Source organism: Mesorhizobium sp. M0139 (assembly GCF_040322455.1).
Taxonomy (GTDB): Bacteria; Pseudomonadota; Alphaproteobacteria; order Rhizobiales; family Rhizobiaceae; genus Mesorhizobium.
Map to the genome: position 1 here is coordinate 66,086 of NZ_JAMYTN010000001.1, position 14,229 is coordinate 80,314.

17 protein-coding genes are annotated in these 14,229 nt (G+C 63.6%); 10 read left to right on the top strand and 7 right to left on the bottom strand.

The window, feature by feature from the left end; all coding sequences use genetic code 11:
* Positions 1 to 54 precede the first annotated feature (54 nt).
* From efp to NKJ58_RS00345, 6 genes are all read left to right on the top strand, one after another.
* On the top strand, positions 55 to 621 hold the full coding sequence (gene efp / locus NKJ58_RS00320; RefSeq protein WP_023668757.1) for an elongation factor P: 567 nt from the start codon (positions 55 to 57) through the stop codon (positions 619 to 621).
* A 22-nt stretch (positions 622 to 643) separates the two neighbouring features.
* A complete protein-coding gene (locus NKJ58_RS00325; RefSeq protein ID WP_023684166.1) occupies positions 644 to 1,444 on the top strand; it encodes an inositol monophosphatase family protein in 801 nt (266 codons plus the stop codon).
* A gap of 110 nt (positions 1,445 to 1,554) precedes the next feature.
* Positions 1,555 to 2,271: a PAQR family membrane homeostasis protein TrhA gene (trhA, locus tag NKJ58_RS00330; protein ID WP_023688947.1), complete on the top strand. Its 717-nt coding sequence runs from the start codon at positions 1,555 to 1,557 to the stop codon at positions 2,269 to 2,271.
* A gap of 179 nt (positions 2,272 to 2,450) precedes the next feature.
* Positions 2,451 to 3,476 (top strand): MotA/TolQ/ExbB proton channel family protein, encoded by a 1,026-nt coding sequence (locus NKJ58_RS00335; RefSeq protein ID WP_023668754.1) that lies wholly within the window; start codon positions 2,451 to 2,453, stop codon positions 3,474 to 3,476.
* A 1-nt stretch (position 3,477) separates the two neighbouring features.
* The gene (locus NKJ58_RS00340) at positions 3,478 to 4,509 is read left to right on the top strand and encodes a peptidoglycan -binding protein (RefSeq protein ID WP_023716065.1); all 1,032 of its coding nucleotides are present in this window, start codon (positions 3,478 to 3,480) and stop codon (positions 4,507 to 4,509) included.
* A 239-nt stretch (positions 4,510 to 4,748) separates the two neighbouring features.
* The gene (locus NKJ58_RS00345; RefSeq protein WP_023688945.1) at positions 4,749 to 5,174 is read left to right on the top strand and encodes a hypothetical protein; all 426 of its coding nucleotides are present in this window, start codon (positions 4,749 to 4,751) and stop codon (positions 5,172 to 5,174) included.
* Positions 5,175 to 5,252: 78 nt separating this feature from the next.
* Here the strand turns inward: NKJ58_RS00345 and NKJ58_RS00350 are convergent, their stop codons facing one another.
* The gene (locus NKJ58_RS00350; RefSeq protein WP_023806573.1) at positions 5,253 to 5,606 is read right to left on the bottom strand and encodes a DUF1304 domain-containing protein; all 354 of its coding nucleotides are present in this window, start codon (positions 5,604 to 5,606) and stop codon (positions 5,253 to 5,255) included.
* A 153-nt stretch (positions 5,607 to 5,759) separates the two neighbouring features.
* Between NKJ58_RS00350 and NKJ58_RS00355 the strand changes: the two genes are divergently transcribed.
* Entirely contained in the window at positions 5,760 to 7,247 is a 1,488-nt protein-coding gene (locus NKJ58_RS00355; RefSeq protein WP_023824266.1) for a carboxypeptidase M32, read from the top strand.
* A gap of 10 nt (positions 7,248 to 7,257) precedes the next feature.
* Here NKJ58_RS00355 and NKJ58_RS00360 read toward each other — a convergent pair whose 3' ends face one another.
* Positions 7,258 to 9,060 carry an ABC transporter transmembrane domain-containing protein gene (locus NKJ58_RS00360; RefSeq protein ID WP_023668749.1) on the bottom strand — a complete coding sequence of 601 codons (1,803 nt, stop codon included), beginning with the start codon at positions 9,058 to 9,060 and terminating at the stop codon, positions 7,258 to 7,260.
* Between the two features lie 204 nt (positions 9,061 to 9,264).
* Here NKJ58_RS00360 and rpmE point away from each other — a divergent pair, with 204 nt between their 5' ends.
* On the top strand, positions 9,265 to 9,486 hold the full coding sequence (gene rpmE / locus NKJ58_RS00365) for a 50S ribosomal protein L31 (RefSeq protein WP_023668748.1): 222 nt from the start codon (positions 9,265 to 9,267) through the stop codon (positions 9,484 to 9,486).
* A gap of 185 nt (positions 9,487 to 9,671) precedes the next feature.
* Here rpmE and NKJ58_RS00370 read toward each other — a convergent pair whose 3' ends face one another.
* Positions 9,672 to 10,313 carry a TetR/AcrR family transcriptional regulator gene (locus NKJ58_RS00370; protein WP_023684159.1) on the bottom strand — a complete coding sequence of 214 codons (642 nt, stop codon included), beginning with the start codon at positions 10,311 to 10,313 and terminating at the stop codon, positions 9,672 to 9,674.
* 118 nt (positions 10,314 to 10,431) lie between these two features.
* Here NKJ58_RS00370 and NKJ58_RS00375 point away from each other — a divergent pair, with 118 nt between their 5' ends.
* Together NKJ58_RS00375 and NKJ58_RS00380 are read left to right on the top strand one after the other, a co-directional pair.
* Entirely contained in the window at positions 10,432 to 11,259 is an 828-nt protein-coding gene (locus tag NKJ58_RS00375) for an NAD(P)H-binding protein (RefSeq protein ID WP_023806576.1), read from the top strand.
* Position 11,260: 1 nt separating this feature from the next.
* Positions 11,261 to 11,737, top strand: coding sequence for an anthrone oxygenase family protein (locus NKJ58_RS00380; RefSeq protein WP_352519113.1), 477 nt, complete (start codon positions 11,261 to 11,263; stop codon positions 11,735 to 11,737).
* Positions 11,738 to 11,770: 33 nt separating this feature from the next.
* On the opposite strand, the gene NKJ58_RS00385 is transcribed toward NKJ58_RS00380, so the two are convergent.
* The 4 genes from NKJ58_RS00385 to NKJ58_RS00400 form a co-directional block, all read right to left on the bottom strand.
* On the bottom strand, positions 11,771 to 12,082 hold the full coding sequence (locus NKJ58_RS00385) for an Rdx family protein (RefSeq protein WP_023668742.1): 312 nt from the start codon (positions 12,080 to 12,082) through the stop codon (positions 11,771 to 11,773).
* The gene (locus NKJ58_RS00390) at positions 12,079 to 12,867 is read right to left on the bottom strand and encodes an RDD family protein (RefSeq protein WP_352519114.1); all 789 of its coding nucleotides are present in this window, start codon (positions 12,865 to 12,867) and stop codon (positions 12,079 to 12,081) included. Before NKJ58_RS00390 ends, NKJ58_RS00385 begins: the two co-directional genes overlap by 4 nt.
* A gap of 80 nt (positions 12,868 to 12,947) precedes the next feature.
* Positions 12,948 to 13,697, bottom strand: coding sequence for a YebC/PmpR family DNA-binding transcriptional regulator (locus tag NKJ58_RS00395; protein WP_023668740.1), 750 nt, complete (start codon positions 13,695 to 13,697; stop codon positions 12,948 to 12,950).
* 174 nt (positions 13,698 to 13,871) lie between these two features.
* Positions 13,872 to 14,195 (bottom strand): ArsR/SmtB family transcription factor, encoded by a 324-nt coding sequence (locus NKJ58_RS00400; protein ID WP_027050579.1) that lies wholly within the window; start codon positions 14,193 to 14,195, stop codon positions 13,872 to 13,874.
* Positions 14,196 to 14,229: the final 34 nt, after the last annotated feature.

Genomic DNA, 14,229 nt, shown 5'->3' on the forward strand with positions numbered 1-14,229 from the left:
ACCATCCTCATATCAACGGCCAAGCCGTTGCTAGCATCCCGGATCAATCTCATCATGGCCAAGATCAATGGCAACGAAATCCGTCCCGGCTATGTCATCGAGCACGATGGCGGCCTTTGGGTGGCGGTCAGGACCAACACCGTCAAGCCCGGCAAAGGCGGCGCCTACAACCAGGTCGAACTGAAGAACCTGATCAACGGCACCAAGCTCAACGAGCGCTTCCGCTCAGCGGAGACCGTCGAGCAGATCCGGCTCGATCTGAAGGATTTTTCCTTCCTCTACGCCCAGGATGACGCGCTGGTGTTCATGGACACGCAGAGCTACGAGCAGCTCGAGCTGGCGAAGGATTTCGTCGGCGACCGCGCCGCCTTCCTGCAGGACGGCATGATGGTGACGGTCCAGCTCTATGAGGACAGGCCGATCGGCATTTCGCTGCCCGACCAGGTGACGCTGACCATCACCGAGGCCGACCCGGTGGTGAAGGGCCAGACGGCCGCGTCCTCGTACAAGCCGGCGGTGCTGGAAAACGGCATCCGCGTGCTGGTGCCGCCATTCATCGGCGCCGGCGAACGCATCGTCGTCGACACCAACGAACTCACCTACATGCGCCGCGCAGACTGACGCGTAGGCAGGAACAGATACGATGGCACGCTCCGCACTTCTCAATGTCATGGTCCAGGCCGCCATGAAGGCCGGCCGCTCGCTGTCGCGCGACTTCGGCGAGGTGCAGAACCTGCAGGTGTCGATGAAGGGACCGGGCGACTATGTCAGCCAAGCCGACCGCAAGGCCGAGGACATCCTGTTTGCCGAACTGTCGAAGGCGCGGCCGGGCTATGCCTTCCTGATGGAAGAGCGCGGCATGATCGCAGGGGACGACGACCAGCACCGTTGGATCGTCGACCCGCTCGACGGCACCACCAATTTCCTGCACGGCATTCCGATCTTTTCCATCTCGATCGCGCTGGAGCGACAGGGCCAGTTGGTCGCCGCCGTCATCTACAATCCGGCAATGGATGAGCTCTACACCGCCGAGCGCGGCGGCGGCGCCTTCATGAACGATCGCCGGCTGCGCGTTGCCGGCCGCAGCAAGCTCACCGACTGCGTCATCGGCTGCGGCGTGCCGCATCTCGGCCGCGGCCAGCACGGCAATTTCCTCGTCGAGTTGCGCAATGTGATGGCCGAGGTCTCGGGCGTGCGCCGCCTGGGTTCCGCGGCGCTCGATCTCGCTTATGTCGCGGCCGGCCGCATGGACGGCTTTTGGGAAACCGGCCTGTCGGCCTGGGACATTGCCGCCGGCCTGCTGCTGATCCGCGAGGCCGGTGGCTTCGTCTCCGACATGGATGGAGGCCAGGATATGCTCGAGGCGGGTTCGCTCGTCGCCGGCAACGAGGTCATCCAGCGCGCGCTGCTCAAGGCGGTGAAGAAGCCGCTTTCGGCGCGCTGATCACTTGGCATGCCGGCGCGGCGTGCTGAAGCGCCGCGGTCGCAAAACCGCAATCAAAGCTTGAAATACTGCCCGGCGGCCGCCCAGATAAGGGTGACGCAGGATTTTTTATGACGAGCATACCTTCACTATCCTCGCGAGAAGCGCAGCCAGACCAGCCAGTTGAAATCCCTTATGTCGGGCGTTGGCACTACTCGCGTGCGGAGATGATCGCCGATGGCATCGTCCATGCGGTCGGCATCGTGCTGGCGATAGCAGCCGGCTCGGCCTTGCTGGCACTGGCCGCCTTCCATGCCGGTCCCGGCGAATACATCGCCGCCGCCTTCTTTGTGGTGTCGCTGCTGACTGTGCTGTCGATTTCGCTGACCTACAATCTGTGGCCGGTGACGTCGCCGGCGAAGTGGATCTTGCGGCGCTTCGATCATGCGGCGATCTACCTCCTGATCGCCGCGACCTACACGCCCTTTCTGGCCCAGCTCGACGGCTCGCCGCTGGCGCTGCCGATGATTGTCCTTGTCTGGACCGCTGCTTTGACCGGCATTGCCATGAAAGTGTTCCTGCCCGGCCGCTTCGACCGTCTGGCCATTGTCTTCTATCTCGCCATCGGCTGGAGCGGCGTCGTCCTGGTCAAGCCGCTGGTGGCGACGTTGCCGACGACTTCGATCGCGCTGATTGTCGCCGGCGGCATCGTGTACTCCTGCGGCGTCATCTTCTTCGCCTGGAAACGCCTGCGCTTTCACAATGCCCTCTGGCACGGCTTTGTCGTCACCGGCGCCGGGCTGCATCTTGCCGCCATGGTCGACTGCCTGGTCGTCAACCGCCTCTGAACGGCGTGGTGCGGCCCGACAGTCGGGCAATATTGCCAAGCGCCATTCAATTTGGTCACAATTCCGTTTAGAGTCGCGAATTACGTGATCGGCGGCACTGGAGCAGTTCCAGGGAAGTATGAGCGGCTTCCCGTTCGGAATTGCGTCAAGGCAAATAGAGCATCGGAAACGGGGCACGGATGGCTTTTCTCAGATCCTTCGGCGTGGGCAGGCGTTCTGATGTCCTGATGTACGATCCGCACAAACTGTCGAGCCCGCAGGTCTTCCTCCTGACCATGGTCATCTTCCTGGTCATCGTCGCCTTCATCGCCGCCATCCTCACCCGCCAGATCTCGACCGCTTTCGGGAGCAATCCCGGCCTCAATGGCCTCATCGTCGGCGTCCTTGTGGTCGGCATCCTGCTCGCCTTCGCCCAGGTCGGACGACTGTTTCGCGAAGTGCGCTGGGTCAATTCCTTCCGCGCCGGTTCCGAAACCACCGAGCCGGTGCTGCTGGCGCCGATGAAGGCGATGATCGGCCGCTCCTCGACGGTCGCCTTCTCGACGTCTTCGATGCGCACCATGCTGGATTCGATCGCCACCCGCCTCGACGAAAGCCGCGACACCTCGCGCTATCTCGTCGGGTTGCTGGTGTTCCTCGGTCTGCTCGGCACCTTCTGGGGCCTGCTCAACACCATCGGCTCGATCCGCGAAACCATCGAATCGCTCGATCCCGGCACCGGCGACGCCGCCGCCGTGCTCGATTCGCTGAAGCAGGGGCTGTCGGCGCCGCTGGCCGGCATGGGCACGGCCTTTTCGTCCTCGCTGTTCGGTCTTTCCGGGTCGCTGGTGCTAGGCTTCCTCGACCTGCAGGCCGGCCGCGCCCAGACCCGATTCTATACCGAGCTTGAAAACTGGCTGTCCTCGGTCACCGATCTCTCCTCCGACATCGCCGTCGCCGACCCGGCCAAGACTGAATCCTCCGACGAGATCCGGGTCCTGTCGGAACGGCTGCGCAGCATGCAGGAAAGCGGCGGCGGCTCCAATCCGCGCGTCGCCACCGCCATGGCCAATCTCGCCGACGGCATTTCCGGCCTGGTCAAGAACATGCGCTCCGAGCAGCAGATCATGCGCGACTGGGTCGAGGCCCAGTCGGACGAGCAGAAGGCGATGCGCAACACGCTGGAAAAGATCGCCGACGCGCTGAAGAAACCCGGGGTCCACTAGCATGGCTCTCGCCAGGGGCCGGCGCACCGATCGCCGGATCGACTATTGGCCGGGCTTCGTCGACGCGCTGTCGACGCTGCTGCTCGCCATCATGTTCCTGCTTACCGTTTTCGTGCTGGCGCAGTTCCTGCTCGGCCGCGAACTCTCCGGCAAGGATACGGCGCTCACGCGCCTCAACTCGCAGATCAACGAACTGACGCAGCTGCTGGCGCTGGAGCGTTCGACCGCGCAGGACAAGGACGATTCGCTGGCCAATCTGCAGGCGTCGCTGTCGGCGGCGGAAGCAGAAAGGAGCCGGCTCGAGCAGTTGCTGGCGCAAGGCGCCGGCGCCGGCGACGCCGCCAACCAGCGCGCCGCGGAGCTCGGCGGCGAACTCGACAGCCAGCGCCAGATCAGCCAGCAGGCGCTGAGCCAGGTCGAGATCCTGAACCAGCAGATCGCGGCACTGCGCAAGCAGATCGGCGCGCTCGAGGACGCCCTCAACGTGTCCGAAACGCGCGACCGCGATTCCAACACCAAGATCGCCGATCTCGGCCGTCGGCTCAACGTCGCGCTGGCGCAGCGCGTGCAGGAACTGAACCGGTACCGCTCCGACTTCTTCGGCCGCCTGCGCGAAATCCTCGCCGATCGCGAGAACATCCGCATCGTCGGCGACCGCTTCGTCTTCCAGTCGGAAGTTCTGTTCCCGACCGGCTCCGAAGTGATCAACGATGCCGGCAAGGTCGAGATGAAGAAGCTCGCCGACGCCATCATCGAGTTGCAAAAGGAAATCCCGCCCGAGATCAACTGGGTGCTGCGCGTCGACGGCCACACCGACAACAAGCCGCTGTCCGGCGCCGGCCGCTATCGCGACAATTGGGAATTGTCGACGGCGCGTTCGACCTCGGTGGTCAAGTTCCTGATCGAGAACGGCGTGCCCGCCAACCGGCTGGTTGCGGCCGGCTTCGGCGAATTCCAGCCGCTCGACCCCGCCGACACCGAAGACGCCCGCAACAAGAACCGACGCATTGAACTGAAGCTCACCGAACGGTGATTTTCAGTCACGCGAAATTGTTTGCCGGCTCAACTCTAGGGCGCAACGCCAGGCCGGCAAGGCCTGAAAACATTATCTTTCTTTAATTACACTTCGCGTTTCCGGGCTCCTACTTTGACGCGCAGGGCCGAGAACCGCCGGCGATGCCTCCCATCGCGACGCGACGGAACCGGACGGCCCGCTTCCGGAAGGCGGAGCGAAAGCGCTTGCCCCTTCCATAGCAGGAGGAGACGCACATCATGCGCTCTTTGAAGACTCTCAGGACCGCAACCCTCACGACACTTCTGATCACTGTTCCACTCGCCGGCGCCTATGCCGCCGGACATCACAAGGGCGCCCTCGACGCCAGCGACCCGACCGACATGACCGGTCCGCGCGTGACCGGCCTGATCGAGCAGGTGCGGGGCGTCGAACAGGGCATCACGGATGCGCGCGAGACGAAGGGCATCTCGACCTCGGAAGCGCAGTGGCTGCATCTGCGTGCTGCGCATATCGGCCAGGCCGCCGAACGGGTCGCCGCTTCGGACCATGGCCGGATCCCGGCCGCGCAATATCACGATCTGCTGCGCCGCCTCGACAATGTCGATCAGAGGCTGATGTCCGACACCGGCAGCGGCTTCATGATCGGTGATGGCTCCGACGGCGGAAATTATCCGAACGGCTGAGATCCGCTCTGATATCTCCAGGAATGAGGAAGGGACTGTCTGACGCCCCCGGATCTGGCTCCGAGGGCGTCTTTTTTGTCACCAGCCCAGCCACAGCGCAGCGAGGGCCAGCACCGCCGGCACGGTCTGAATATAGAGGATCTTCCGGCTGGCAGTCGCCGCGCCATAGAGGCCGGCGACGGCGATGCAAAGCAGGAAGAACACCTTGATCTGGAATCCGGCTGCGCCGAGATAGAGGCCCCAGATCAGCCCGGCGGCAAGGAAGCCGTTGTAGAGCCCCTGATTGGCGGCGAGCACCTTCGATGCGCTGGCGAAGTCCGGCTTGAGGTTGAACGCCCTGTGCCCGCGCGGTGTGTCCCACGCCACCATCTCCAGATAGACGATGTAGAGGTGGATCAGGGCCACCAGCCCGACCAGGATATTGCCGATCATCTTAGTCTCCCCTGCATGGCGGTGTTCCACCGCCAGCCAGCATTCCACGCACAAGCTCATCGGCGCAAGCTGCATCGGCGAAAGCCACCTTTGAGGGTTGCCAATCCTGGCGCGTTGGTATCTTTTCCCGCGGTCCAAAACGCGGAACCTGCCATGTCTTTTCAGAAGCTCGATGATCTCGGCCACAAGCTCGAAGCGCTGGAACATGCGCTCGCTATCCTCGGCGCCGACGAGGCGACCCACATGGCCGTCGGCGGCGGCGAGAAGCGCGCCGAAGCCATGTCGTCCCTGGCCGGGATGCTGCATATCAGGGCTACCGCGCCGGAGATCGCCGACTGGCTCGCCGCCGCCGAACAGGAGGCGCTGAACGAGGAGCAGCAGGCGGCGGTCCGCGAACTGCGTCGCCAATACACCAACCTGACCTGCCTGCCGGTCGAATTCGTCGAGCGCCAGACGGTGGCGCGTATGCGCTCCGAGCAGCTCTGGCGCGACCTGCGCGGCAAGAATGACTGGGCCGGATTCCTGCCGGCGCTCGAAGGTGTCATCGCGCTGGTGCGCGAGGAAGCCGCCCTGCGCGCCGACGCGCTCGGCCTCGATCCCTACGACGCACTGATGGAGCAATACGATCCTGGCAACCGCGCCGCCGACATCACGCCGGTCTTCACCGAGCTGAAGACATTCCTGAAGGGCTTCGTGCCGGAAGCGCTGGCCGTACAGGAAGCGCGACTGGCCAAGCGCCCGCTGAAGCCGCTCTCCGGCAGCTATGCGATCGACAAACAGCGCGAGCTTGGTCTCGCCATGATGGCTTCGGTCGGCTTCGACCTCACCCATGGTTCTCTGTCGGTATCGCACCATCCCTTCTGCGGCGGGGTGCCGAGCGACGTTCGCATCACCACCCGCTACAAAACGTCCGATTTCCTGTCGGCTTTGATGGGCGTGCTGCACGAGACCGGCCACGCGCTCTACGAGCAGAACCTGCCGAAGGCCTGGGCGCACTGGCCGCTCGGCAAGGCGCGCGGCATGGCGGTGCATGAAAGCCAGAGTCTGTTCGTCGAGAAACAGGTCGGCCGCAACCCCGAATTCTGGCGCTGGGCGCTGCCCGTGGTCGAAAAGCATCTCGGCGAAGCCTGGTCGCTCGACGACATCCTGCCGCATGTGCACCGGGTCGAGCGCGGCCTGATCCGCGTCGACGCCGACGAGGTCACCTACCCGCTGCATGTCATCCTGCGCTACGAGTTGGAGCAGGAGGTGGTCTCGGGGCGGCTGCAGGCGGCCGACCTGCCCGAAGCCTGGGACGCCAAGATGCGGGAGTATCTTGGCCTTTCGACCATCGACAACCCAGCCGACGGACCGATGCAGGACGTGCATTGGCCAGGCGCCGCCTTCGGCTATTTCCCGTCCTATACGCTGGGCGCTATGATGGCGGCGCAGCAATGGGCTGCGCTGACGCGCGACCATCCTTCAGCCGACAGCGACCTCGCCAAGGGCAATTTCGCCGCCATCAATGACTGGCGCCGCGACAATATCTGGTCGCAGGGATCCCGCTGGTCGACGCCCGAACTGCTTGAGCGCGCCACCGGGGAAAAGCTCAACGCCGCGTATTTCACCGAGCATCTCCGCAAGCGGTATGGTCCCGCCTGATTGCGGGTTGCTACTCCGCGGCACCCCTGAAGGCGCTTGCTCCGGTTTCGAACTGCAGCTTGGCCAGCCTTGCATAGATTCCGCCCTTGGCGACCAGGCTCTGGTGCGTGCCTTCCTCGACGATGCGGCCGCCATCCATGACCAGGATGCGGTCGGCCTTCAGCACGGTCGCCAGCCGGTGGGCGATGACGATGGTGGTGCGGCCCTGCATCAGCCGTTCCAGCGCCGTCTGCACCAGCGTTTCGCTTTCGGCGTCGAGCGCCGACGTGGCCTCGTCGAGCAGCAGGATCGGCGCGTCGCGCAGGATGGCGCGGGCGATCGCCACGCGCTGGCGCTGGCCGCCGGACAAGGTCACACCGCGCTCGCCGACCTGGCTGTCGTAGCCCTTGTCGAGCCTGAGGATGAACTCGTCGGCCAGCGCGTCCCTGGCGGCGGCCTCGATCTCGGCATTCGTCGCGCCCGGCCGGCCAAAGCCGATATTGTCGCGCGCGCTTGCCGCAAAGATGGTGACATCCTGCGGCACGATCGCAATGCGCTCCCGCACTTCAGCCGGATCGGCTTCGCGCACGTCGACGCCGTCAATGGCGATGCGGCCAGTTTCGGGATCGTAGAAGCGCAGGATCAGCGAAAAGACGGTGCTCTTTCCGGCGCCCGACGGGCCGACGATCGCCACCGTCTCGCCGGGCTTGACCTGAAAACTCAAGCCGTGGACGGCGGCACGGTCCGGCCTTGCCGGGTAGGAGAAGGAGACGTCGTCGAAACTGATCGCGCCTGTCGCCTTGGCGGGCAGCGGCAGCGGATTGGCCGGCGGTTGAATCGCCGGCGTCTCGTCGAGTATCTCGGTCAGCCTTTCGGCCGCACCCGCCGCCTGGGCAAGCTCGCCCCAGACTTCCGACAGTGCGCCCAGCGCGCCTGCGGCAAACACGGAGTAAAGCAGGAACTGGCCGAGCGTGCCGGGCGACATCGTGCCGGCAAGCACGTCACGCGAGCCGAACCACAACACCGCCACGACCGAGGAAAAGATCATGAAGATGGCAAAGAAGGTGAGCAGCGAGCGGGAGAAGATCGACGAGCGCGCCGCCTGGAAGGCGGCTTCCACCGCGGCCGAGAACCGCCCGGTGACCAGCGTCTCGTTGGTGAACGCCTGCAACGTACGCACCGCGCCGATCTGCTCGCTGGCATAGGCGGTCGCTTGCGCCAGCGTGTCCTGCGCCTGCCGTGACCGGCGCCTCACCGAACGGCCGAACGCGACCAGCGGCAGCACGATGAGCGGAATGGCCGCGATCACCAGGCCCGACAGTTTCGGGCTGGTGACGACCATCATCGCCACCGCGCCAAGGCCGAGGATGACGTTGCGCAACGCCACGGAGGCGGTGGCGCCGACCGCGGATTTCACCTGCGTGGTGTCGGCGGCAAGCCGCGAGACGATCTCGCCCGATTGCGCGGTGTCGAAGAAGGACGGCGAAAGCGTCGTGACATGCGAAAACACGTCGCTGCGGATGTCGGCGACGACCCGCTCGCCGAGCGTGATGACGAAGTAGTAGCGTCCGGCCGACGCCGCCGCCAGAATGGCTGCCATCGCAACCAAAGCGGCGAAATATTCGGCGATGAAGACGGTGCCGGAAGCACTGAAACCGTGGTCGATCATGCGCCGCACGGCCAGCGGCAGCGCCAGCGTCGTCGCCGCGGCGATGGCGAGCGAAATGAGGGCGCCTATGACCAGTTTGCGGTAGCGGAATATGTAGGGATATAGGCGCCTGAGCGGCCCGAGCGAGCGCCTGCGCCCGTCTTGCTCGCCGCTGATGTCCGCCATGACCGTTTCCTCTGGCCGCTCCAGGTGGGCGCGTTCAATATGCGCCTGCCGTGGCCTTGTGATTCAATTCCGGCTGATGTATAGGCTCGCCGACCGTTTTAGAAGCCGTGGCTTTTCAATAGCTGCGGCTTCGAGTTTTAAAAAGGGGCGCATCGACGCAGGCCGCGGGCCCGTCTGTAGCGCCGCAAGCCAGGAAGCACGACAATGAAGGCCGATATCCATCCCGACTACCACACCATCAAGGTCGTCATGACCGATGGCACCGAATACTCGACCCGTTCGACCTGGGGCAAGGAAGGCGATACGATGAACCTCGATATCGATCCGACCACGCACCCGGCCTGGACCGGCGGCCAGCAGACCCTGCTCGACCGCGGCGGCCGCCTGTCGAAGTTCAAGAAGCGCTTCGAAGGCTTCGGCCTCTAAAGTTTACCTGTATCGCTGAATCAAGAACCCGCCTTTGTGGCGGGTTTTTTTGTTGCCGCCAAAGTCAGTCGCTTCGAGCTAACGCGCCGATACCTCCCGCTTGTGGGGAGGTCGCCCAGGGTCGGGTGCGGTCCGACGCCTCCACCCTGCTGCTTCGAAGCGACCCTTCCCAGAGTGGTGCGAGCCTACCCGTCCACCAATTCCCGCAGCGCCATGCGCTTGTAGGCGGCGACCAGCCTGTCGCCCTCCTGCCGGTCGACCGAGATCGCCAGCCGCACGGCAGCCTCGCCCATCTGCCAGACCAGAAACGCTGTGGTCTCCAGCGCCACCGGATCGGCGCCGGGATGCAGCCGCTTCAGCACCATGGTCAGGAATTCGGCATTCGCCCGGCTGTCGGCGAGTTCGAGCTGGCGCAGCGCCTTGTCGGCCTGCGTGCCCGACCAGATGTCGCGCATCACCGGCTCGGCCAGGAACAGCTGATAGTAGATATCCACCAGCTCCGAAAACGCCTGCCGCAGGCCCTCGGCGTCGACGACATCCTTGAGCGCCGAGGAGATGCAGGCCTGGCTTTCGGCGGTGTAGCGCTCGGCCAGCGCCCAGACGATCGCCCGCTTGTCGGGAAAGAACTGGTAGAGCGAGCCGATCGACACCGCGGCCCGTTCCGCCACCTCGCCCATGCGCATGGCGTCGCTGCCTTGCTCGGCAATCAGCGCCGAGGCTGCGGCCAGCATGCGCTCGACCCGCTCGCGGCTGCGCTGCTGGGTGGGCGCCCGTCGCGGCGATGCGACCTGCTCCTGGGCAGATGCGGGCGTTGCTGTGTCTTCCATGACGGCCTCCGGTCTCGACAAAATCTGCCAACAAACGGCTTGACTCGCAAAATACGAGGGTTTATCACGTTTTGCAAATGTGAGGATTACTCACATTTGCAAACAAAGGAAAACCCCAATGACTAACACCAAACCAGTCCTGATCCTCGGTGGCACTGGCAAGACCGGCCGTCGCCTCGCCGAGCGGCTGACCTCACAGGGCATTCCCGTGCGCATCGGCTCGCGTTCCGGCAGCCCCCGCTTCGACTGGGAGGTTCCGGCGACCTGGGAGCCTGCGATGCAGGGCGTGGGCGCCGTCTACATCAGTTACTATCCCGACATCGCCGTGCCGGGCGCCGCCGAGACCGTCGGCGCCTTCGCCAGGCTTGCGGTGGCAAATGGCGTCACCCGCATGGTGCTGCTCTCCGGCCGCGGCGAGACCGAAGCCCAGCGCGCCGAAGAGATGGTCAAAGCCTCGGGCGCTGACTGGACGATCCTGCGTTGCGCTTGGTTTTCGCAGAATTTCAGCGAAGGTTTTCTCGTCGAGTCCTTGCGGCAAGGCGAAGTGGCTTTGCCTGTCGGCCCTGTTGGCGAGCCCTTCGTCGATGTCGACGACATCGCCGATGCTGCCTTCGTTGCGCTGACCGAACCGGGTCATGTCGGCCAGCTCTATGAGTTGACCGGGCCGCGGCTGCTAAGCTTCGCCGACGCGGTTGCCGAGATCGCCAAGGCGACCGGCCGCGACATCCGCTATATCAAGATCTCGCATGACGAATTCACCGCCGCGACGGCGGCATACGAACTGCCGCCCGAAATCGCCTGGCTGCTCAACGAGCTGTTCACCGAAGTGCTTGACGGCCGCAACGAGACGCTGACCGACGGCGTCCAGCGTGTGCTCGGCCGCGCGCCGAAAGACTTTTCCGCCTACGCAAATGAAACCGCTGCAACCGGCATCTGGAGCAACTGAGATGATCAAGCTTCTTCCCACCCTCACCATCATCGCCGCCATCGGCTCGGGCGTCGTCGGCGGCGTGTTCTTCGCCTTTTCCAACTTTATCATGGCGGCGCTTGCCCGGCTGCCGGTCCCCCAAGGCATCGCAGCGATGAATTCGATCAACATCACGGTGATCACGCCCACCTTCATGACGGCGCTGTTCGGCACCGGCCTGCTCTGTCTGGTGCTTATCGCCGCCGTTCTCATGGGGTGGAGCCAGTCCGGCTCATACTGGCTGCTTGCCGGCGCCGTGATCTATTTGATCGGCAACACGATCGTGACCATGGTCTTCAATTTGCCGCTCAACGATGCGCTCGCCGCCGTCGACCCGGCCAGCGCCAATGGCGCAGCCGTGTGGGCGAACCATCTGAATCAATGGGTGATGTGGAACCACGTCCGCACCATCACCGCCATCGTGTCGATGGCCTGCTTCATCTTCGCATTGCTCTGAAAAATGACACTTCGCAAACGCAAGGACCTCGCCTCAAGCGGGGTCCTTTTGCGTGTGACCCTTGCGGTCGGAATGACCGAGATCGCGGCCCGGATCGATGACGTCGCGCACCAGCTGCTTGAGCTTGGCGGCATCGGGAAAGCCGCCGTCGCGCTTGCGGTCCCAGACCAGCACATCGTTGCAGGAAACGGTGAAGATGCCGCCTGTGCCCGGCACCAGCGTCACTTCACCAAGATCCGTGCCGAAGGTGGAGAGCAGTTCCTGCGCCATCCAGCCGGCCCGCAACAGCCACTGGCACTGCGTGCAATAGGTGATGACCACGCGGGGCCTCTCCGGCACACTCATGTCTGGGCCTCCTGTATGCGCACCGTGGTATTTGCGAATCGATCGTGTATCGGGTCGTCGCCCAGAGCTATGGATATCGCAATCCAGACCGGCCAGATCAGCACCAAAACGAGGGCAGCGGATGCAACCACTATTTCCAGGCTGGAGTAATCCTGCACGCCACCGGGAGCGGTGCCCCAAGCCTGAAAAGCATACCAGCTTCCCGTCAGGACGATCGGTAATGCGCCGAGAAACTTGATAAGTTGCCGCCGAACAGCCTTTCTCGCCGGCAGGCCGACCCTATGTCTGTCGTCCTCATCATGTACAGTGAGCTCCGTGAGCCGCTTGCCGATTGATTGGCCGGACTTCAACTCCATAATGAGGAGATAAGACGCCAGAGCGATCAGCTCGAGGAAACCCAGGTCCAATGCTGCAGGCCTGAAATTCCCTTGCGAATCCAGATCGATCGAGATGGAGGAGGTTTCTCCAGGCTTTGAGCCCGGCGCCGTACCCACGCTCCATATGGCGACCGGCAAACCGAGTACTGATGTTCTACACACCTGCCAATCATAACGGGCAAGTGTCGGGGCACCGTGAACCGTACCCTCCTGGCATAGTTTCCAGTTCAGCCAAAAGCTGCCTTTTACGCCACCGTTGGTCAGCAGAAATAGAGCCCCTACGAGCAAATAGAGGGCGATCAGGATTACAAGGTAGTCGATGAGTGCAGCGAGAAACCGTCGCCATATGCCGGGCCGGCGAGGCCAGGCCACCGCATCGGCAAAACTTGCCTCTTTATACTCGGTCATCGGCCCCCCTGATAACTGACTAATCTATAGGCAGGCCGCCGTCATACAGCAATATTCGCATCCGACTGTATTGCACGGACCTACGCCGCGCTGAGCTTGGCCATGGTCTCGTCGTCGACCTCGAAATTGGCGTAGACGCTCTGCACGTCGTCATCGTCCTCGAGCGTTGCCACCAGTTTCATCAGCGATTGCGCCCGCTCTTCGTCGACCGGGACATTGTTCTGCGGCTGCCAGATCGGCTTCACCGATTCGGCCTCGCCAAGCGAGGCTTCCAGCGCCTTAGACACTTCGCCCATACTCTCGAACGCACAGTAGATGGTGTGGCCTTCCTCGTCGGACTCGACGTCATCGGCGCCGGCCTCGATCGCCGCGTCCATCACCTTGTCGGCGCTGCCGGCGGAGGCCGGATAGTAAATCTCGCCGGCGCGGTTCCACATGAACGACACCGAGCCGGTTTCACCAAGCGCACCGCCGGCTTTGGTGAAGGCGGCGCGCACGTTCGAGGCCGAGCGGTTGCGGTTGTCGGTCAGCGCCTCGACGATCAGCGCCACGCCGCCTGGCCCATAGCCTTCATAGCGCACCGCTTCGTAATTCTCGGCATCGCCCATCGATGCCTTGTTGATGGCGCGCTGGATGTTGTCCTTCGGCATCGACACCGCCTTGGCGTTCTGGATGGCCAGGCGCAAACGCGGGTTCATCGACGGATCCGGTGTTCCGCTCTTGGCGGCGACGGTGATTTCGCGCGCCAGCTTGGAAAACATTTTTGACCGCACCGCGTCCTGCCGGCCCTTGCGGTGCATGATGTTCTTGAACTGTGAATGGCCAGCCATGGCACCCCTGTCGTCTTCGGCTAGAGCATCCCGAAGCGAGGTGGTCTCACCTCCCGGGTACTCGAATTCAAATTTTCAGAGCCGTCCAAGGTGCAACGCGATGGATGCACGGCGTTCTCTGTCGGAATGGCCGGCTTATAGATAAATCGGCTCAATTCGTCCAGCCGCGCCGGTTCAGCCCTCCAGACCGGATTTCAGCCGGTCGATAATGCTGAGCGCATGGCCGGCATACTGGCTGATCCAGCGGTCATGAATATGCTTGATCGGCAGCGCGTTGAGATGGTTCCAGCGCTCGCGCCCTTCGCGCTTTGCCACCACCAGTTCGGCTTCTTCCAGCACCTTGAGATGCAGCATGACGGTGCAGCGATCGATGTCGGGAAACGCCTCGCACAACATGCCGGTCGTCTGCGGCGCATCCTTCAGCCGATCCAGCAATTCGCGACGGCGCGGATGCGCCAACGCCTTGAAAACGTGATCGTCTGCGGTTTGGCTTGACATGTTATGTTTTTATAACATATCGTCGAGCCAATCA